This window comes from Acinetobacter sp. 40AMC3-4 (assembly GCF_049898185.1).
Taxonomy (GTDB): Bacteria; Pseudomonadota; Gammaproteobacteria; order Pseudomonadales; family Moraxellaceae; genus Acinetobacter.
This window is the reverse complement of sequence record NZ_JAFCXG010000004.1, coordinates 69,531-90,396: the sequence shown is the minus strand read 5'-3', so window position 1 is coordinate 90,396 and position 20,866 is coordinate 69,531. Positions and strand designations below refer to the sequence as shown.

Sequence of the window (20,866 nt, the reverse complement as noted above, 5' to 3'; positions counted from 1 at the left end):
ATTACTACCCAAATTTGCGGTGGTGTGAGGGGAACATGAAAAAAACTGCATTGGCCTTAATCTGTATGATGGGCTTACCAAGCCTTGCATGCGCTGAAATGATCAAAGTGAATGGTGAGGGCAGTAGCCCCATTATAAAAAAAGATCCAATAGGAACACGGAATCAAGCATTGAATAATGCAAAAACTGATGCAGTCATTGCTTTAATCAAAAAAATAAATGGCCCTCAAGCCATGCAGGATGCCGAACTCCATCTGGCAGATATTGTGAAACAAGTTGACAATGGCTACGTATTTAATCGTGGTAGTCAAACCAACAATAACAATGAACTGGTTACTTCTATTTCAATTGAAATGGATGATCAGGAGTTTCGCCAGATCTTAAATGATCTGGGTTTATCCAAAAAGAATAGCCGAACCAGTCCGATCATGATCGTAATGGATGAATATTTTGGTGTACCGCGAGATAACTCAAAACCGGTGAAAGAGTTTACGTCGTACTTTTCTGACAAGAGCTATGCCTATGATGAAAAGGCCAGCTATGACGCGAAAGAAAGTGCAAAAGCCAGTGAAAGTTCATCATATTCATCAAAAGGCAAATCAGCTTCGGCTTCAGGCTATGCCTATGGTAATTACTATGGTGCAGGTGCGGGCGTTGCTGCACGTTCATCAAGTCACAATAATTCAGGTAAATCTTCTGCTTCAGCAAGTTATAACGCCAGTGAATCAGCACGTTATAGCCAGTCTGAACGCCAGAATGATATTCAAAATTTTGTGAAATATGTGGAATATCAAACCCCGTCGACCACACCTGAGCGTGAAAATCAAACGTTAACCTCAATTGCCCGTGCAGCATCTAAATATGATCTACGCTTAATGGATTCGGATGTGTTTCGTAGCCGTTATCTCAAAGGCAAGAGTATGACCATTCAACAATTGCTGGGTGATGCAGAGCTGGCAAAACTTGCAGTGGCTGCACGTCAGGAAAAAGCGGACTGGTTTATGGTCGGTAGCTCTTATATTTATGACCGTGGTCGTTCAGGTGCAACGGGTCAGTTTGTTTGTGATGGTGCACTCAGCTATAAAATTTATTCAGTCGATGATGGCACACTGATGGGCGGCGATACCCGTACAGAATCATCAACTGCTGCAACGACAGATACTTGCCGTACCAATGTTGCCCGTAAACTGGGTGAAATGACGCTATCTGAAGTCGGTCCACAAATCCTCGCCTATTCGAAAAACCGCAGCATGTATGGTAAGGAAATAACCCTCTTTGTAAAAAGTGTATCAGGTAGCGTATCTAGCCGGTTAGGGGATGACCTGTACGTAGCCTTAGATGAAATGGATGGTGCGGAAAATATCGATATCCGTACCCAGGATGGCAAATTGGTCGAGATGACCATGACTTATAAGAGTGAAAAGCCCTTAAGTGCTGAACTTGCCAAAGCATTGCGCCGGGTAAATCCTGTTCTGTCGAATGCCGAACGCCTGCAAGCAGGGAATACCATTACTTTATGTATTGGTGGTACTCAATGCAAATAAGCTTGAAAAAAGTCATGCTTGCCATGGCGCTGATGGGAACGGCTAGTGCGCAGGCCAATATTCAGGTTTTTCCGGCGAAGGGAATTTACGGGCTGGAACTGCCTTGTCGTCAATCGGTGGAACATATAGAAGCAAACGCATCATCCATTTCCTGTGACTTTAGCAAGGCTGTATCTAGCGAGACGATTCGTACTCAAGTTGTACAAGCTTTCGAGCAGCAGCTGAAACAGGCCTTGCAAGATCAGGTGGTTACTTCAATTTCCCAACAGAATAAACATCGAAGCTATGTGGCTTCTCTGGAAGTTTTGCGGGCCAGCGAATATGTGGTGCAAAAGGAGTCTACAGCCGAGATTTTTCTGCCAGTCACTTTAAGTTTAAAGTTGACCAATGTCCTATCCGGAGAAGTGATTTATACCGATAGCGCTACTTTATCTCAACCTATACAGGTGCTGGCGACTGATATCGAGGCGGCTACAACCCGTCAGGCGGTTCAGCAGAAATTTCAAAGTAGCTTGCTGACCTTGACTCAGCAATTGACCCAAGATCTACAGAAGAAATTTAAGGTCTCTGAAGTGCAGACCAAGGTGATTGACCGCTGGAAGTCTTATATGGTTTTGGATAAAGGCTTTAATCAAGGGATTGCCAAAGATGATGAGCTGAGCTCGGCTTCAGGAGATTTAATCCGGGTTGTCCATGCTGACAGTGATTATGCTGTGGCATTGCCTGTATTGATGAGTGGTAATTCGAGCCAGTTTAGCAAGATTTCGGCTAATACCCGTCAGGCACTGAACAAGCCTAAAGCTTTGGTGGTGGATGTATTGACTTATCAAGGCGAGTCAAAAGACCTGATTGAGCAGATTTTTTCTGATGCGATCGGAGAAAATGCATCTTTTACCCTTACACCAGTCAACAAACGTTATAGCGTGCTCGCACAGAGTATCAGTGAGCAGACAGGTTTAACTAATCAGGAAACCCAGCATCAGCGTGAACTTCCTGAATTTTTTATTCGTATTAATGTGATTCCTGTAATTGGTTATCAGCAGCAAGTCGGCAAAATGACTGAGCAGCAAGTGGTACATAGCGAAGTCTTTGCTGAAATGATTGACCGTTCTGGGCGCGTGATTTATTCGGCGCATGCGACTGATGAAATCAGTGAAGCCATTTCACAAGGAATGGGTTTTTCACTGGATACGCGTAAAGAAGTGGCACTTAAAAATGCTTTGGTGAAATTGGGTCAGCAATTCCAAAAAGGGATTCAATTTACCCGTTCAGATTTGCAGGTAGCGAGTGGTGGTAGCGAGACCATCACGATTCAGGATGCAGGCGAGCGTTTGACCACAGGCATGAAAATTCATGTGTATAACCGTGAAAAAGTTGCTCAGCGTCAAGTGTTAATCCCGACTTGGGAAGCTACAGTCATTGAGCGTCAAGGGACTAAAGTCAAAGCGCAGCTTGATTTTCCTGTGAGTGGAAATGACCGCCTGCCGGTACGTTCGGGTGACAGCATCTTGGTGGATAGCCATGCTGCTGTGGGTGAGTCGAAACTTGCTCGTGTACTTTGTCCAAGCTTGCATACTGATCAAGTCGGAGAGATTCCATTTTATGGATTTGGTCCGCTGATTTATCACGCATTTACCAGTCAGTCCAAACGTCCATTTTATGCCACAGGCTCAGGTTTTAAAGGTCAGACCAGTTTGGAAACATCAATTATAAAAATGACTGAAAATGCCGGCTTTAAAAAACAGCTAGATTTGAAACTGTATGTGCCTAAAGACGAGTGCTTACAGCCAGCATTCAAAATTCAGGTTCAAGAAGACTCTATTAAATGCAATGCAGACAAATCCAGTTGCGATGCCACTTTGGTGTTGGCTGGTGGCGCGCGGCGTTTTAATGCAAAACAGGAACGTGTTGGGGCTGTTGGTTTACAGCAAGAAGTTAGTTTAAAAGGGATTGATATCACCCATCGTCATGAAATGTACAACATTCAGATGTTCAAGGCATTACCAAAAATTTTAAATCAGATCGTGCAAAAGGCCGATGCAGTTCAGTAAGGAATTATAAGGGGAAATACTATGAAAAAAATCGCAAGCATCTTGATCTTGGGAAGTGCTGTATTGGCATCGCAAAGCCATGCCGGTCTTGGAACATTGAGTAGTCTGGCATCAAAAGCAGTTGCAACGACAACAGGCACATCTTCACAAAATCTGGATTTGGCGGGTTTTCTTAAGCAGGCACAAGCCACCAATGCCATGTTTATTCAAAGCCGAACGACACTGGCAACCCTGTTTGCTGAACGTAAAGACAGTGAAGAGCTGAAAACCAAATTAAACAGCTTGAAAACTACCTCAGACGTAAAGGAAAAAGAGGCCATCCAGAAAGAGATTACCAAATTGACCAATGATGTTCTGGATGCATCAAAAAAGGATGAAGCGGCGACACTGGAACGTATTAATGCATTAAGTGTAAGCCAGAAACAGCTTCTAGTTAACTCACTTACTAACTTTGCGATTGCGGGCTTGTCTGCACGCGAACTCGTGCTTAATAGTAAGCAGGTGTCTATGCAAATGCTCAGTAATCCGCGTAGTGTCAGCGATAGCGGTATGTCTTTTATGGATGCCAAAGGTCTATTAGGTGATGTGACTGGAATTGCAAAAAACGCAACAATGGCATTGGTGGAGTATCCGCAATTGATGAAAAAAGCGGGCTTGAACTTTAAGGCGCCAGAATCTGCAGCAGCAAAACCAGTTGATATTTCTGATTCAATCTAAGCAATATGAGTCTAGCCTGTTTTCGAACAGGCTTTCTTTTTTTATCTGGCGACGTAAAATGAAAAAGTCCATCTGTTTCTATGAGCTTTGCATTGTCGCGAAATATTCAAATTTATCTACAAAAAATAGATCAGTTCTTTTCGATTAAACCGCCTGAATCACGGGTAGAGCAAATCAAAAATCGAAAACTGGCAATTTATGCGCGACGTAACCAGTTGCTGTCAGATCAATTCAATCATCCGATCCAATCTCTGGATTTCACCGCCACTGAATATGGCAAGCCTTATTTAAATGACTATCCGGATTTCAGTTTTAATCATAGTCATAGTCAAAATTTCTACGCCCTGGCCACGAGCAGGAATGTCCAAAACTTGGGAATCGATATTGAAGAACTGAGCCGTAAAGTCCGTTTTGAAGCTTTGGCACAGCACGCCTTCCATCCTGAAGAACTCAAAACTTGGCAAACGCTGGCTTATGATCCCGAATACTGGTTTAAAGTCTGGACGACTAAAGAGGCCGTGTTAAAGGCATCAGGCTTGGGAATCCGGATCAACCTCAACGAACTCAATACCAATATCCATCCTGAGCAAAATGGTGGGCGCTGCGAACATCCAGAGATTGGCATCTATGCTTATCAAAATTATTCTATTGCTGGCTGTATGCTCACCGTGGCCTGGCAAAGTGAGCATTCCTGCAAAGGGTTGAGATTTCCAGTGATCCAGATTCATCACACTGTCTAAAACAGAATCAACCCAAATATTTTTTATTTTCTGGAAATGACCAGGTTACTCAGCCGATTCACAAATTGTGGACTCATCCGCGACAAATGAAATAAAAACTGGCTTTTGAATCCAACCGGATGATGCGTTGCTTGCCAAATGGAATCTTTGAGCTGTGCCAGTTTCAGAATCTCTTGTGCAACATCTTCTGCTTTTAAATGCACACCCATTTTTTTAATACTTTCTGCCTGCATATCTTTGACCATGGCTGTACTGACGAAAAGCGGCATGACATCCAAGACTCGAATCCCATAGGGTTGCCACTCAATATCCAGACTTTCAGTCAGGCCACGCACCGCAAACTTGCTGGTGGAATAACTGCTTAAATCGGCCTGGCCATAAATCGCCGAAGCTGAAGATAGATTAATGATGCGGGCAAATGAAGATTCTTTTAAATAAGGGAAAGCGGCATGACAGCCGTTCATGACTCCTTTAACATTAATATCCAGAGTCCGATGATGCGCCATAATATCAGTTTCTTCAAAAGGGCCTGAATATAAAATCCCGGCATTATTGACCAGAATATTGATTTCACCTGCCCAAGCTGAAAATTCGGCTAAAGCTGTTTCCCAGGACGTATAACCAGCCACATCCAGAAAACCGGCTTTGGCATGTTCGCCCAGTTGCTGGGCCAGTTGTTCTGCCTGCTCCACCTGAACATCATAAATACCCACCTTGTAGCCGTGCTGGTAAAATAGGGCGGCTGTCGCGGCACCAATTCCTTGTGCTGCACCGCTAATCAATATACTGTGCATGTGCCTGATCTCCTTATTGTCTTTTTTTTGAGCATAACAAGAAACTGGCAGATTGACGCGACAATTTGGTAAAAAAAAAGAGGTTTTTAAACATGGAACAACTACTCAAGGTCATGCGCGAATTACGTGAAAAATGTCCATGGGATCAGCAGCAGACCCCCGAATCTCTGACCAAATATGCCATTGAGGAAGCTTACGAAGTCGAAGCGGCAGTCCGCTCTGGAAAAGTCGACGATGTCCGCGATGAGCTGGGTGATTTGCTGTTACAGGTAGTGTTCCAGTCGCAGATGTACAGTGAGCAGGGCGCTTTCGATTTTCAGGATGTGGTGCAGGCCATTACCGATAAACTGATTCGCCGTCATCCGCATGTATTTCAAGCTGAACAATTTGCAAAAATGAGTCCGGAAGATGTGTCCGAGCTATGGAAAGAAATCAAACAGCAAGAAAAGCAGGGCAAGCCGCGTTCACGCCTGGATCAGATTAAACATGCACCGGCTTTGGCGCAGGCTGATGAAATTCAAAAAAATGTCGCCAAAATCGGTTTTGATTTTCCGGACATGGCGGGTGCTTATGCCAAGCTGGAAGAAGAGCTGGCTGAATTAAAAGAAGCGGTAGCCGGACAAAATTCCGATGAAATACAGGAAGAATTTGGCGACTGCTTATTTTCTCTGGTCAATGTTGGACGTAAACTTGGCATCTCCAGCGAGATGGCATTATTGGGTACGATCCATAAATTTCGGACCCGCTTTGCCTTGATGGAAGATCAGGCAGAACGACAACAATTAGACTTGGAAAAGCTGTCACTAACTGAACTTGATCAGCTGTGGGAACAGGCTAAATTAGAATTAAAACAAAGAGCAGCACATGAAAAAAATACCTTATCGAATCGGTCCGACGTGGATTAATCTTCTTCTGAGTTGCTGGTTGGGCTTTATTTCTATCGGAACAGCGCATGCGACTGCGACCGATTATATGGAATGGAAGACCCAGCAACAGCAACATGATGCACGTCTGAAGAAAAAAGCTGCCGCTACGGCTTCATCCGAAAGCAATCACTATCTGGCGAAGCCTGCATTATCGGCATCTTCCGCTGCTGATAAAATCAGTTTAAATAATGCAACTGTAGAGCAATTACAACAGCTGAATGGGATTGGTCAAAAGAAGGCCGAAGCGATTATTGAACATCGGCAAAAAAACGGTAAATTCAAAAGCATTGAAGAGATCCAGCTAGTCAAAGGTATTGGGCCGGCATTATTTGCCAAAAACAAGGCCAAACTGGCCTTGTAAGGCGACAGCATGGATCATGACTAGCTGATTGATTTGACTCGCAGGATTGACATAATCAAATTGCCCTTTAGGCGTGTAAGCGATATGATTAGCGTCATCTTGGAATTTTACGTTCAGACGTAGGAGACAGCGTCTTTTGCAAACTTTGCGCGCGTCAAAATGTGGTTTATCAACCGCTCAATTACCTTCTTATATTCTCGATGTGATTGATGCCTTAAACAAGGCAGGCTATGAAGCTTATATCGTGGGTGGTGGTGTTCGAGATCTGATGTTAGGTTTGAATCCTAAAGATTTCGATGCAGTTACCAATGCAACCCCGGCTCAGGTCAAGGAAGTTTTCGGACGACGTTGTCGGATTATCGGACGACGTTTCGAACTGGCGCATGTCTATTCAGGGCGGGAACTGGTTGAAGTGGCAACCTTCCGTGCACCACCAAAAAAAGCAGTGACCTCGGCCGCGGGGATGATTCTGCGTGACAACAACTGGGGTAGCATCGAGCAGGATTTTGCCCGTCGTGATTTCTCCATCAATGCAATGTACTACCAGCCGCGTAAAGGCATTGTGCTGGATTTCTGCAATGCGGTCGATGATATTCACAGCAAAACCTTACGCTTACTCGGTGATCCGACTTTAAGATTTGAAGAAGATCCGGTGCGGATGCTGCGAACCTTACGTTTTGCGGCCAAGCTGAACTTTAATATTGATGAGGCGATTCTGGATGTCTTTACGCCGGAAATGACCCAGTTACTGCGTGATGTTTCTCCACATCGACTTTATGATGAATCACAGAAACTGTTCACCATGGGACACCTAAATCGTGTCTTGCCAATGCTGATCGATTTCGGCATCTGGCAGCAGTTATTTGCAGATATCAAGCCTGAAATTACGCCGTTTATGGAACGTGCTGCGAAAAATACCGATCAGCGTATTTCTATCGGCAAGACCATCAACCCTGCATTTTTCTATGCGGTATTGTTATGGCAGCCGTTCCTTGAGCGTTGTGAATTCTATCTGAATAAAGGTGTAGTAGCGGCCGAAGCCCGTGCCCAAGCTGGGCTCGACGTATTAAAACGTCAGGCAACCCGCACTATTATTCCACGCTTTGCGGAAACCTTTATTCGTGAAGTCTGGGAAATGCAAACCCGTTTGTTGAATCCAAAACCGCAGCAAATCGAGGCTTTGTCCAGCCACGCGCGTTTCCGTGCCGGCTTTGACTTTTTGCTGCTGCGTGAAAAATCAGGTGATGCGACTGCCCAAGGCATGGGCAGCTGGTGGGATGCTTACCAGCAAATGAGCGGTGACGAGAAAGAAAGGGCCATTAGCCAGTATAACCGTCAGCGTGCCAAGAGCCGCCGCAAGGCGAGTCAAGAAGAACATCTGGAACAGAAACTGACCCAGCAGCAAGATCTCGCTGAGATTGAGCCGTTAGTGAATGAACCTGAACCACGCAATCGTCGTGTGCGTAAAGCCAAGTTTGAAGACAAGGCGAAACCTCTGTCGCATGTGGCAGCCAGTGCCAGCGGTGAAATTGGCGCAGATCATCCGATTATGAAACGTAAGCGGGTAAAACGTGATCTGAGCCAGGTGGTGTTTGGACCAACACAATGATCGTGACGTATATTGGCCTAGGCAGTAACCTAGGCGATTCACGCCAGATTCTGGCAGAAGCTGTACAGAAACTGGCGACCTTGGGGCAGGTGAAAACTTCGCATCTGTATCAAAGTCCACCGATGGGACCACAGGATCAGCCGAACTATCTGAATGCAGTGGTGCAGTTAAATACCGATCTGGCCGCTTTAAGCCTGCTGGATCGTTTGCAAGCCTTTGAGCAGGACGCCGGTCGGGTACGTTTACGTCATTGGGGCGAACGTACGCTGGATCTGGACTTACTAATCTACGGCAATGAGCAGATTCAAAATGAACGCTTAACTGTGCCGCATATTGGGGTATTAGAGCGTGATTTTGTCCTGATTCCCCTTCTGGATATTGATCCTGAAATACAGGTTCATGGACACAGATTAAAAGACCTGGACATCGTCAAACAATCGACCCTCACGGTACTCGATAACAGCAACTGGGCAAATATTTAATTTTTAAGTGATGGTAGCTTCGTCAGAACTTTCAAGCATAGAGGAACATTTTCATGGTCAGTCTGAGTGATTTAAGACGCTTTAAAGCAGATGGACGCAAATTTTCATGTCTGACTTGCTATGATGCCAGTATGGCCAAAGCCATGGAAATTGCCGAAGTGGACAGCATTTTAATTGGCGATTCTCTTGGGATGTCAATTCAGGGCCGTGATTCGACTTTGCCGGTCACGGTTGCAGATATGGCCTATCATACGGCTGCGGTACGCCGTGGTAACCAGCATGCTTTTATCATGACTGATTTGCCATTTATGAGCTATGCCACCTTGAATGATGCCTTGCAAAGTTCGAAAACCGTGATGCAGGCTGGCGCGCAAATGGTGAAAATGGAAGGCGGTGCATGGTTGGCAGAAACCGTGCAAGTGCTGACCCGTAACGGTATTCCGGTGTGTGTGCATTTGGGTCTTACTCCGCAGTCGGTACATGTTTTTGGTGGCTATAAACTACAAGCCCGTACCCGTGAAGCGGCTGATCAGCTCATTGCAGATTGTAAGGCAGTGGTCGAGGCGGGTGCTGCACTATTGCTACTTGAATGCGTACCAGCACAGCTTGGTCAGGAAATCACCGAACTGTTTCCGCAGATTCCGGTGATTGGCATTGGCGCGGGTGCAGCCACTGACGGACAAGTATTGGTGGTTCAGGATATGTTGGGCCTGACCTTTGGCCACACTGCAAAATTTGTACGTAATTTTATGCAAGAACAATCGGGTGCAACAGCCATTCTGGATGCTTTCAAAGCGTACCATGCTGCAGTTTTAGATGGATCTTTCCCGGCACCAGAACAAACTTTTCAGGTTGAATTGTAAGATGAAAACAGAAACCACCATTCAGGGCTTAGCGGCATCCTTAAATCCGGCGCGTACCAGTCGCAAGATTATCGGTTTTGTACCGACCATGGGCAATCTGCATCAGGGACATTTGAATTTGGTGCGTGAAGCACGTAAGTTGTGTGATGTGGTGGTGGTCAGTATCTTTGTCAACCCGATCCAGTTTGGGCCCAATGAAGATTTTGACAGCTATCCGCGCACGCTTGAACAGGATCAACAACTATTGGCTGAAGTTGGTTGTGACATCGTGTTTGCGCCGACGGTTGAGCAAATGTATGGCAAAAAACCGCGTCTGACCAATATCAGTGTCTCTGACATTACCAATGATTTATGCGGTTTGCAGCGTCCCGGCCATTTTGATGGTGTGGCGGTGGTGGTCACTAAATTGTTTAATATCGTACAGCCGAATTACGCCTTCTTTGGCCAGAAAGATTATCAGCAATTGGCGGTGATTCGTCAGTTTGTACAAGACCTGAATATTCCACTGGAAGTGATTGGTGTACCGATTGCCCGTGCAGAAGATGGCCTGGCTTTAAGTTCGCGCAATGGTTATTTAAGCGAAGAGCATCGTGCAATCGCACCGGTCATTTATCAAAGCTTGCAACGGGCTGAACAGCAATTACATGCAGGCGTGGAACTGGATACGGTATTGGCCGAAATTCGTCAGAGCCTAACCGATGCCGGTTTCGTTGTTGATTATGTTGAAGCCCGCACGCCAGAATTACAAAAAATTCATACGTTTAATCAAGATCTTGTGTTATTTATAGCTGCAAAGTTGGGGAATACACGTCTGATCGATAACCTGCAGGTTAAATACACTGCCGGCTAAGATGAAAGGGTAGCATGCATGAAGCGCATTTTAATTGTCACAGGACAATCTGGTTCGGGTAAATCATCTGCATTACAGGTGCTTGAAGATCTGGGTTATTACTGTATTGATAATTTGCCTTTGGCATTGCTTCCCGAAATTGTGGCAAAACTGGACAGCGAAAACAATCTGGAACAGTTGGCGCTGGGCGTCGATGTGCGCAGTACCCGGGCAGATTTACAAGAATTTGATCATGTATTTGAGCAACTGCAACAGCATGGTTCGGTCGATATTATCTATCTGACCACGCAGGATCAGGAGCTGATTGCCCGCTTTAGTGCTTCGCGTCGGCCGCATCCTCTGGCGTCACGCTTTAAAAGTCTGAATCAGTGTATACAGGAAGAAAAAATCCTGTTGATGCCGATTCAGTTGCGTTCTACGGTACATATCGATACCACCGATAAAAGTGTGCATGATCTGAAACATACCTTGTTGTCCAAGCTTGGACAGGCCGATAACCTGATCCTGATTCTGCAATCCTTTGGTTATAAGCATGGCATTCCACTGGATGCCGATTATGTCTTTGATGTCCGGCATTTGCCGAATCCGCATTGGGAACTGGAACTGCGCAAATTTTCAGGGCTAGATCAGCCCGTGCAGGCGTTTTTACAAAAGAGCGATCAGGTCGAGGATATGTTCAATGATCTGTATCATTTTCTGGACAAGTGGTTGCCGACCTTTGCTGAAGGGCATCGTCATTATATGACCGTGTCGATTGGCTGTACCGGTGGTCAGCATCGTTCTGTTTATATTGTGGATAGACTAAAAAAAGCCCTTGAGGCAAAATGGTCTATTCAAGTCCTCCATCGAGAAATGAAGCACTGGTCATGATTGATACGACAGTTGACGTAATTAATAAACTGGGTTTACATGCACGCGCATCTGGTAAACTGATAGAAGTTACCACCAAATTTCGTTCCAGTATCCAGATTGGCAAAGCGGATAAACTGGTAGATGCAAAAAATATCATGTCCTTGCTGATGCTCGGTGCGGGCAAAGGAACAACTTTACGCTTGGTGATTGAAGGAGCAGACGAGGACAAAGCCTTATCTGAAATTCAGGCACTATTTGCAGCAAAATTTTATGAGGCAGATTAATCGTGGCACGTCGACCGAACAGTTTAACTGAAGAAGATTTTGATTCTTTAGAGGGACGCGCAAGTAAGACCGAACAGAAAAAAGCAGTCCAGCGTATGGCTGCTTTGGGTGCGCAGCTTGCAGAGCTGAGCGCTAAACAAATTAAAAACCTACCCGTAGATGAGCGTTTGATTGACGCCTTGCTTGATGTGCAGGCAATTAGTTCACATGAAGCACGTCGTCGTCAATTTTCACGGATTGGTAAATTATTACGTAATGAAAATGAAACGGTGATTTTGTCTTATTTAACACCCAAACAAGGTCTTAAAAAGACAGCTCAATTACAGCGTTGGGTGGATCGAATTGTTAAAGATGGTGATCCAGCCATCAATGAATTTACCAAAAACTATAATGCGACAGAGCGTCATACCTTACGTCAACATTATCTTCGGGTACACCGTGATTTAAAGAATCAAGCACCTGAAGAAGAAGTGAATGCTTCTAAATTAAAGCTGTTTAACTATGTACAGCAAGTGGCATTGATTTCTGACAATTAAGCAGCCATATAAAAAGGCGGTCTTTTTAGGCCGCTTTTTTTATAGCTATTCTGAGCCGATTGGTTTGACGTAGACATGCATAGCCTATAAGTGATCTATTTTAATATTTCTATTCCAGCTTCTAAAACTGCACTGAGGATAAAAAACACAAAATTTTCATAATTAATTTGTTAATAAATGTAAGTTCTTTACAATCCTCAGTGGTTTTTTGGATCTGTTTTTAGTCGAAATGCTGATATTTAAAATATTTCTTACATTAGAATTGTTAAGATATTTTAAAAAATTAAAAATTAATTCTGAGCATTATTAGGTAGATGAAGCCTGATATAAAATCTGTTTTTAATCATAAGGTCAAACTATATAGTTGAAAAATCATTAGCTTTTACTTTAAATAAAGTAAAAAGCGATGGTGGGTATTTTTTATTCAGTACTGTGTTACAGTAAATACAAATAAAGATACTTATTTTAGGTGAGATAGATTAATTTCAAATACTTATGTAGGTTTTTTTAGAATAGTAAATTTTCAAGTTATTCTTAATCAATTAAATATCAGTACCTTGCAGTTAAGAATGTATCTGGATAGAAACAGGTTAACAAATCCTTTAACCTAGAGGTGGGTTTTCATCGTTGAGTAAATATAGAATCTTTGTTATTGATTGTATGAATTTGGTCGGCTGTGTTTTCTTTATTCCATAAACATTCAGAGAGGCAGACATGGAACTAAAACTGCTAGAGGTCGGTCAGAATACGGAGCAATTAAGCTCGTGCCGTATATCTCTCATTTTAGGTGTCTATACCTCCAATAACCTATTAGACACCTTTTGTAAGATCGCCCGTAAAGTTTTAAACGTTAAAACCAGCATTATTCGCTTCCACACGGAGCCCTATATCTGGTACAGCTGTCCGCGCGGTTTCCGGGCTTTGCACGCCCCGCAGGACGTGAATCTGCCTACGTATCTGCAACAGGCAGATGTTATCGACCAGACGCATCCTGCTTATACAGAACTGTCAAATTATGTGAAAGATCTCGGTGTAGCGCATCAGAGATTGGTCGCCTTTAATTTAAAATCAAGTAGCGGTGTGTCTTTTGGACAGGTCATTTTCTTTGATGATCAGACCGAACTGTTCGATCAGGACGATATTGCCACTATTAAACAATTTGCTGAAAGTTTAGTGATTCGAATTCAGCTCAATCAAGAACATACTGAACTGAAAGAATTATATGAACAGCAATGCGCACTCAACTTCAGTAAAACCAAATTTTTCCAGATTATTGCGCATGACTTGCGTGCACCATTTCATGGTTTACTGGGCTTTTCCGAAGTGCTAGCGCAGGAGCGTGACACTCTGGACGAATCCAGTATCCAGAGCATCGCGGATTATTTATATGATAATGCACAATCGACCTATAACCTGCTGGAAAGCCTGCTGACTTGGGCGATGGCAGAGGGTGGACGCTTTATTTATCATCCGATTAATTATGAATTGAAACAATCCAGTAATATTGTGTGCAGTGTGCTGAAAAGTCTGGCCTTAAATAAAAAAATTGAACTGGTTGATAATATTCCTGAAGACATCAAGGTACATGCGGATATCAACATGATTACCTCTGTCTTGCAGAACCTGGTGTCGAATGCGCTTAAATTCACCCCGGTGAATCAAGGCGGTAAAGTGATTTTAGCTGCAGAAATGGAAGGCGAGCAGGTCAAGATTACGATTCAGGATACTGGCTTGGGCATGACTGAAGAGCAGATGCAGAATCTGTTTAAACCGACTTTGGGTGTGAGTGTCAGAGGCACAGCTGAAGAGAAAGGGGCAGGTTTGGGTCTGGTGCTCTGCAAGCGCTTTATTGACCTGAACCATGGTCAAATTGCTGTAGATTCCAAAGAGGGTCGGGGTACGACCTTTACCGTGCATTTACCGATGGTCACCAATGATCATCAGGCACTGGTGCTTGAAGATGTACATATCGAGCAATCTTAAAGAAGTAAATTTCAAGCTAAAACATTCCCACTGAGACAAAACTCCTGCTATAACTAAGCAGAATGTTTCAGGGGAAGAGTTGAGTGATGAATGCGGCACAATTGCAGAAAACCTTAAGAGCTAGCCAATATACCGAACAGGTATTGGCCAATCACCAGAGTTTACTGGAACAGGATTATGCAATTGATCAGTTTCAAGGCTCACTCAGTCGGGAATATATTGATCAGCTGGTGCAGCACTGCATCCTGAATATAAGCGATGAAGCAACGTGGATGCGCGCAATGCGTATTCTGCGGGCTCGTTTGATGTTTCGCTGGATCTGGCAGGATGCCAATCAACTCACCGATGTTATTACCCTCACTCAAGAACTCTCCGATTTTGCCGATGCCTGCATCTGTGCGGCGAAAGATTTTGCCCGTATTCCGGTCGCTGCCAAGTATGGCCAGCCGATTGGCTATAACGGAAAAGTCCAGGATCTGATAGTCATTGCCATGGGGAAACTCGGCGCCCAAGAACTCAATCTTTCCAGTGATATCGACCTGATTTTTGCCTTCGATGAGCAGGGTGAAACCGATGGGCGCAAATGTATTGATGTACAGCAGTTTTGCATCCTGTGGGGACAAAAACTAATTCATTTGCTGGATCAGATCACGGCAGATGGTTTTGTATTCCGGGTGGATATGCGCCTGCGTCCCTGGGGCGATGGTTCGGCGCTGGCCATTAGCCACGCGGCCTTGGAAAAATATCTGAGCCAGCATGGACGTGAATGGGAGCGTTATGCCTGGATTAAAGCACGTATTGTTAATCCAAGTCCGGAAGGTGACGAGCTGCTGGAGATGACTCGTCCATTTGTATTCCGCAAGTACGTCGATTACAGCGCTTTTGAAGCCATGCGCGAAATGAAAGCCATGATCGAGCGTGAAGTACAACGCCGGAATATAGAAGATGATATCAAGCTCGGAGCTGGCGGCATTCGCGAGGTTGAATTTATCGTGCAGGTGTTTCAGCTGATTTATGGTGGAGCCAAGCTTGAATTGCAGGATCGCCAGTGTCTGGTAAATCTGAATCATCTGGATGATGCCGAGTTACTGGATGAACAGGCGGTGCAGGATCTGGAAGATGCCTATTTATTCCTGCGCCGGGTTGAGCACGCGATTCAGGCCCTAAATGACCAGCAAACGCAATCATTACCGACAGAGCCAGAGTTAAGGGCGCGTATAACGGACACACTTGGTTTTGCGGATTGGGACAGCTTTATGGCATATCTCAATGAAAAGCGTGACAAAGTGATGTATCAGTTTGATCATTTAATCAAGGAAAATGGCCCTGACACCTTGGTTGAAAGTTTTTCCCAGTTGGAAAAGAAACTCAAAGAAGTGTTGGATGATAATGCAAAGAATCTTGTCTATGAGTTTTGGAATGGGCATGCCTTAAAAAAATTACCGGCAAAGGCGGTACAACGTTTAAAAACCTTCTGGCCGCATTTAATTGAAGCCGTTTTACAGTCAGATGATCCTCAGGTGGCGTTGGTGCGCTTGATGCCCTTAGTCGAATCAGTGATGCGCCGTACGGTATATCTGGTGATGTTAATCGAGAGTAAAGGGGCGTTGCAGCGACTGGTGAAGATGGCCACGGTCAGCCCCTGGATTTGTGAAGAACTGACCCATTATCCGGTGCTACTGGATGAATTCCTGTCGATGGATTTTGAATTGCCAAAACGTCAGGATCTGGAAGACTCTTTACGTCAGCAACTTTTACGGATTGAAATTGATCAGGTCGAAGACCAGATGCGGGTCTTGCGCCTGTTTAAAAAATCTAATGTTCTGGCCGTTGCCGCCAGTGATGTGCTGGCTGAAAGTCCTTTAATGAAAGTTTCCGATGCCTTGACCGATATTGCTGAAGTATCGGTGAATGCAGCGCTGCATCTGGCTTATCAGATTGTTGCGAAAAAACATGGTTTTCCACTGGATGCAGAAGGGCAGCGCTGTTCAGTTGAGCATACTGCTTTTGCCGTATTAGGTTATGGTAAAGTCGGTGGAATTGAATTGGGTTATGGCTCGGATCTGGATCTGGTGTTTATTCACTATATGGGTGAACAGGCCGATACCGATGGACTTAAGCCGATCAGTGGCTTTGAATTTGCCATGCGGGTTGCACAAAAGTTTATGTCACTGATGACCACGCAAACCTTGGATGGACGTGTATATGAAGTCGATACCCGATTGCGTCCATCGGGCGAAGCTGGGCTTTTGGTCACCAGTTTAAAAGCCTTTGAACAGTATCAGTTCAAGAGTGCCTGGCTATGGGAGCATCAGGCCTTGGTACGAGCCCGCCCGATTGCGGGTGAAATGAGCTTACGGAAAAAGTTTGAAGTCTTGCGCCGGGATATTTTGATTCAGCCCCGTGATGAAAATTATGTACGGGCAGAAGTACTGAAAATGCGTCAGAAAATGAAGGAGCATCTCGGTTCTTCTAAAGAGCAAAAAAAAGATGGTATTTTTCATTTAAAACAAGATGCAGGTGGTATCGTAGACATCGAATTTATGGCACAGTATGCGGTGTTGGCTTGGAGTGGGACGAATAAAGATCTCGCCCATTTCTCCGACAATGTACGAATTCTTGAGGATGCCGCAAAATCAGGTTGCTTATCCAGCGACGATGCGACTGCTCTGATTCAAGCTTATCTCCGTGAACGCGCCGAGAGCCATCGCTTAGCCCTTGCAAATCAATCCATGCAAGTGTCTGCAAGCGACTGGCACGATACCCGAATGACCGTTTGCAAGTTATGGCAAAGACTGATTGATCCAAGTGCAGACTTTGCACTGGATAGTGAATAATTGTGAGAAATTGGAGTTTGTGGCATGAATTTGGCTGATCGTGATGGTTTCATTTGGCAAGATGGACAACTAGTTGACTGGCGTGAGGCAAAAACTCACGTATTAACACATACTTTGCATTACAGCATGGGTGTGTTTGAAGGCGTCCGAGCTTATGAAACCCCGAATGGAACGGCTATTTTCCGTCTTAAAGAACATACGAAGCGCTTGTTGAATTCTGCAAAAATTTATCAAATGAAAGTTCCATTTGATCAAGCAGCATTAGAACAGGCTCAAATTGATGTTGTTCGTGAAAACAAATTAGCGTCTTGCTATTTACGTCCAATTATTTTTATTGGTTCTGAAAAACTCGGTATCGCTGCAACTGACAATACCATTCATGCCGTAGTTGCGGCATGGAGCTGGGGTGCTTACCTCGGTGAAGAAGCGATGGCGAAGGGAATTCGCGTAAAAACGTCTTCATTTACCCACCATCATCCGAACGTGACCATGTGTAAGGCCAAAGCATCAGGTAACTACACGCTGTCGATTCTTGCACATCAAGAAGTGGCGCATTCAGGTTATGATGAAGCAATGCTGCTCGACCCACAAGGCTATGTATGCCAAGGTTCAGGCGAAAACGTATTCCTGGTGCGTGATGGTGTGATTCATACGCCTGATATCGCAGGTGGTGCGCTGGATGGTATTACCCGTCAAACGATTATTACGATTGCTAAAGACTTGGGTTATGACGTAATTGAACGCCGTATTACCCGTGATGAGTTCTACATCGCAGATGAAGCATTCTTTACCGGCACTGCTGCAGAAGTAACACCAATCCGTGAATACGATGACCGTCAGATTGGTGAAGGTGTACGTGGTCCAATCACCACACAAATCCAGAAAGCTTATTTTGATGCAGTTCAGGGTAAAGATCCTAAATATGCACACTGGTTAACGTATGTGAAGTAATTCAGAATTTACTGATTGAAAAAACCTCTCATTTGAGAGGTTTTTTTTAAGTGATGTACTTATTCTGCCGAACTTATGTCATCATATTCACCATCAAGAAGATTTTAAGATGAGCTTAGGCATACGCAATGAGTAACATCGTTATTTGTATGAAATGGGGAACCAAATACGGTTCGGAATACGTCAATCGTTTATACAATATGGTTAAACGACATACGACAGTCGACTTTAAAATGGTCTGTCTGACGGATCGTACTGAAGGCATTGATCCTGCAGTACAATGTTTCCCTATTCCACCTCTGGCATTGCCTGAAGGTGCTCCTGAGCGTGGCTGGAACAAGCTGTCCACTTTTGAGCCTGATCTGTATGGTTTGGAAGGCAATGCACTCTTCCTCGATCTTGATGTAGTGATTGTCGATAATATCGATGAGTTCTTTACCTATCCGGGCGACTTTCTGATTATTCATGACTGGAAACGGCCGTGGCGTATTACCGGTAATAGTTCGGTTTACCGGTTTAAGCTGGGTGCTTTCCCGGGCCTATTACCTTATTTCCGTGAACATTTTGATGAAATTCGTCAAAAGTTCCGCAATGAGCAAGCTTATTTGTCTTGGTATGTCGATCAAGAGAAAAAGCTCTCTTACTGGCCTGACAGTTGGTGTAAAAGTTATAAGTATCATTGCTTGCAAAAAATACCTTTGGCGTACTTTAAAGCACCAGTAAAACCCGAAGGTGCAAAAATTATTGTTTTCCATGGTGAAATTAATCCACCAGATGCGGTAAATGGTGGGGGGGGGAAATGGTATCGCTATGTGTTGCCATCAGATTGGATTAAAGAGGCTTGGCAGTAATCTTATGTCGTTTGTATTAAATCAACAACCTCGGCCATTTCGCTTAAGTGTTGTGATGATGGTAAAAAATGAGGCAAAAAATTTAGCCATATCCTTACCTGCTTTAAGGGGTTGGATTGATGAGCTTATTGTTCTTGATTCTGGTAGTACTGATGATAGTCGGCAACTAGTGGAATCTGCTGGTGGTCAATGGTTCGTGAATACAAATTGGCAAGGTTTTGGCAAGCAAAGACAATTGGCGCAGAGTTATGCAACGGGTGACTGGATTTTAGCACTAGATGCAGACGAAGAAATCACCCCTCAGTTGAAGCAAAGCATTCTTGAGGTGATTGCGCAGCCACCTGCCAATACAGTTTATGGTATTAAACGAATCGATTGTATCTTTGGTCATGCAATTGATAATCCATATTGGCCGTTAAAGGCGCATTGGCGATTGTATCCAGCAAATTTTCAATATAATGATAATTTAGTACACGAATCAATAGAAATCAAAGATGCTCATACTTCTACTTTACAAGGTCTTTTATTACATCATACTGCAGAAACGCCATATTTTTGGATAGATAAGCGTTTATCTTATGCCAAGGCTTGGGCTGATGATCGTGCACTACGAAATAAAACTTGTGGTGCATTAAGCATTTTTGTGCATACTTTTTGGGCGTTTTTTAAGCAGTATTTTATAGATGGTCGTTTCCTTATGGGGAAGTATGGGCTGGTTTATTCGTTACTATTTACTCAATATACTTTCAATAAATATGCAATTTTATATGACTTAGTTAATAATCAGGCAGAACTAGCATTTCAGGAATCTGTAGATATTGCAAAAACTTTAACCCCAATTGATCAATCACAAAAAAAGTCTACTTTGTCTTTGGTTATGATTGTTAAGAATGAAGCAAAACATTTAGCAGCTTGTTTAAATACAGTACATGATATTGTAGATGAAATTGTGATTTTAGATTCAGGTAGTCATGATCAAACTGCTCAGATAGCTGAAAAATATCATGCTCGGTGGTATGTGAATACAGATTGGCAGGGATTTGGAAAACAACGTCAATTAGCACAGCACTATGCAACGGGTGACTATATTTTAGTATTAGATGCTGATGAGCGATTGAGTCAAAGTTTACGTGAGTCGATAGTCAAGATTTTAAACCAGTCAGTACAAACAGATTGCGTTTTTAGCTTGGCTAGAGTGAATTATTTTTCAGGTATACCGACGCATTTAAGAGGTTGGTATCGTGATTGGGAAAATCGCCTTTATGCTCGTCACTTTTTTTCTTATTCTGATTTGGATGTGCATGAGTCTGTCAATACAAACAGAGCTCAGATTGTCAAATTAAAAGGTTTGCATCTCCATTTTACTAGTGAAGATTTATTTCATTATGTGGTGAAGCGTAATCGTTATAGTCTTGATTGGGCTTGTGATAAATACAAATATCAGAAAAACATTAGTTTGATTAGTATACTCTTGCGGACCTGTTTTTCGTTTATACGTGAATATTGGATACGCGGCGCATTCTTATCTGGTGCATATGGGATCATTTCATCTTTAGTTTTGATGTTTTATACATTTGATAAATATTTGATTCTTTGGGAAAAGTCCCAAGGAAATAGCTTAAATAAGTAGTGGTG

At 43.8% G+C, this 20,866-nt stretch carries 19 protein-coding genes; 18 read left to right on the top strand and 1 reads right to left on the bottom strand.

What is annotated here, in order from left to right; genetic code table 11:
* Positions 1-35 precede the first annotated feature (35 nt).
* The 4 genes from ACP7BU_RS06635 (at position 36) to ACP7BU_RS06620 (ending at position 5,052) form a co-directional block, all read left to right on the top strand.
* Complete coding sequence (locus tag ACP7BU_RS06635) at positions 36-1,544, top strand: hypothetical protein (protein ID WP_425879185.1); 1,509 nt, start codon at positions 36-38, stop codon at positions 1,542-1,544.
* On the top strand, positions 1,535-3,595 hold the full coding sequence (locus tag ACP7BU_RS06630) for a hypothetical protein (protein ID WP_425879187.1): 2,061 nt from the start codon (positions 1,535-1,537) through the stop codon (positions 3,593-3,595). Before ACP7BU_RS06635 ends, ACP7BU_RS06630 begins: the two co-directional genes overlap by 10 nt.
* A 21-nt stretch (positions 3,596-3,616) precedes the next feature.
* A complete protein-coding gene (locus ACP7BU_RS06625) occupies positions 3,617-4,312 on the top strand; it encodes a hypothetical protein (protein ID WP_180038806.1) in 696 nt (231 codons plus the stop codon).
* Positions 4,313-4,392: 80 nt separating this feature from the next.
* Positions 4,393-5,052: a 4'-phosphopantetheinyl transferase family protein gene (locus tag ACP7BU_RS06620; RefSeq protein ID WP_425879190.1), complete on the top strand. Its 660-nt coding sequence runs from the start codon at positions 4,393-4,395 to the stop codon at positions 5,050-5,052.
* 23 nt (positions 5,053-5,075) lie between these two features.
* Here the strand turns inward: ACP7BU_RS06620 and ACP7BU_RS06615 are convergent, their stop codons facing one another.
* The gene (locus tag ACP7BU_RS06615; RefSeq protein ID WP_425879192.1) at positions 5,076-5,846 is read right to left on the bottom strand and encodes an SDR family oxidoreductase; all 771 of its coding nucleotides are present in this window, start codon (positions 5,844-5,846) and stop codon (positions 5,076-5,078) included.
* 92 nt (positions 5,847-5,938) lie between these two features.
* On the opposite strand from ACP7BU_RS06615, the gene mazG reads away from it, so the two are divergent.
* The 14 genes from mazG to ACP7BU_RS06545 all read left to right on the top strand — a co-directional run bounded on the left by mazG (position 5,939) and on the right by ACP7BU_RS06545 (position 20,861).
* Complete coding sequence (mazG, locus tag ACP7BU_RS06610; RefSeq protein WP_425879193.1) at positions 5,939-6,751, top strand: nucleoside triphosphate pyrophosphohydrolase; 813 nt, start codon at positions 5,939-5,941, stop codon at positions 6,749-6,751.
* Positions 6,711-7,133: a ComEA family DNA-binding protein gene (locus tag ACP7BU_RS06605; protein ID WP_222110534.1), complete on the top strand. Its 423-nt coding sequence runs from the start codon at positions 6,711-6,713 to the stop codon at positions 7,131-7,133. Before mazG ends, ACP7BU_RS06605 begins: the two co-directional genes overlap by 41 nt.
* A 136-nt stretch (positions 7,134-7,269) precedes the next feature.
* Positions 7,270-8,742: a polynucleotide adenylyltransferase PcnB gene (pcnB, locus tag ACP7BU_RS06600; RefSeq protein WP_425879195.1), complete on the top strand. Its 1,473-nt coding sequence runs from the start codon at positions 7,270-7,272 to the stop codon at positions 8,740-8,742.
* Entirely contained in the window at positions 8,739-9,224 is a 486-nt protein-coding gene (folK, locus tag ACP7BU_RS06595) for a 2-amino-4-hydroxy-6-hydroxymethyldihydropteridine diphosphokinase (protein ID WP_425879197.1), read from the top strand. Before pcnB ends, folK begins: the two co-directional genes overlap by 4 nt.
* Before the next feature lie 53 nt (positions 9,225-9,277).
* Positions 9,278-10,087 carry a 3-methyl-2-oxobutanoate hydroxymethyltransferase gene (gene panB / locus ACP7BU_RS06590; RefSeq protein WP_004278337.1) on the top strand — a complete coding sequence of 270 codons (810 nt, stop codon included), beginning with the start codon at positions 9,278-9,280 and terminating at the stop codon, positions 10,085-10,087.
* Between the two features lies 1 nt (position 10,088).
* Complete coding sequence (gene panC / locus ACP7BU_RS06585; RefSeq protein WP_005107864.1) at positions 10,089-10,937, top strand: pantoate--beta-alanine ligase; 849 nt, start codon at positions 10,089-10,091, stop codon at positions 10,935-10,937.
* Positions 10,938-10,955: 18 nt separating this feature from the next.
* On the top strand, positions 10,956-11,807 hold the full coding sequence (rapZ, locus tag ACP7BU_RS06580; protein WP_004278335.1) for an RNase adapter RapZ: 852 nt from the start codon (positions 10,956-10,958) through the stop codon (positions 11,805-11,807).
* Positions 11,804-12,073, top strand: coding sequence for an HPr family phosphocarrier protein (locus tag ACP7BU_RS06575; RefSeq protein WP_034438008.1), 270 nt, complete (start codon positions 11,804-11,806; stop codon positions 12,071-12,073). Before rapZ ends, ACP7BU_RS06575 begins: the two co-directional genes overlap by 4 nt.
* 2 nt (positions 12,074-12,075) lie before the next feature.
* Positions 12,076-12,609: a ribosome biogenesis factor YjgA gene (gene yjgA / locus ACP7BU_RS06570; RefSeq protein WP_005107862.1), complete on the top strand. Its 534-nt coding sequence runs from the start codon at positions 12,076-12,078 to the stop codon at positions 12,607-12,609.
* A gap of 714 nt (positions 12,610-13,323) precedes the next feature.
* Positions 13,324-14,592, top strand: coding sequence for a sensor histidine kinase (locus tag ACP7BU_RS06565; protein ID WP_253145092.1), 1,269 nt, complete (start codon positions 13,324-13,326; stop codon positions 14,590-14,592).
* A gap of 86 nt (positions 14,593-14,678) precedes the next feature.
* Complete coding sequence (gene glnE / locus ACP7BU_RS06560) at positions 14,679-17,429, top strand: bifunctional [glutamate--ammonia ligase]-adenylyl-L-tyrosine phosphorylase/[glutamate--ammonia-ligase] adenylyltransferase (RefSeq protein WP_425879201.1); 2,751 nt, start codon at positions 14,679-14,681, stop codon at positions 17,427-17,429.
* A 24-nt stretch (positions 17,430-17,453) separates the two neighbouring features.
* Positions 17,454-18,380, top strand: a complete 927-nt coding sequence (locus ACP7BU_RS06555; RefSeq protein ID WP_004278329.1) for a branched-chain amino acid transaminase — start codon at positions 17,454-17,456, stop codon at positions 18,378-18,380.
* A gap of 128 nt (positions 18,381-18,508) precedes the next feature.
* The gene (locus ACP7BU_RS06550) at positions 18,509-19,231 is read left to right on the top strand and encodes a hypothetical protein (protein ID WP_224217200.1); all 723 of its coding nucleotides are present in this window, start codon (positions 18,509-18,511) and stop codon (positions 19,229-19,231) included.
* A 4-nt stretch (positions 19,232-19,235) separates the two neighbouring features.
* Positions 19,236-20,861 carry a glycosyltransferase family 2 protein gene (locus ACP7BU_RS06545; protein WP_213687674.1) on the top strand — a complete coding sequence of 542 codons (1,626 nt, stop codon included), beginning with the start codon at positions 19,236-19,238 and terminating at the stop codon, positions 20,859-20,861.
* Positions 20,862-20,866: the final 5 nt, after the last annotated feature.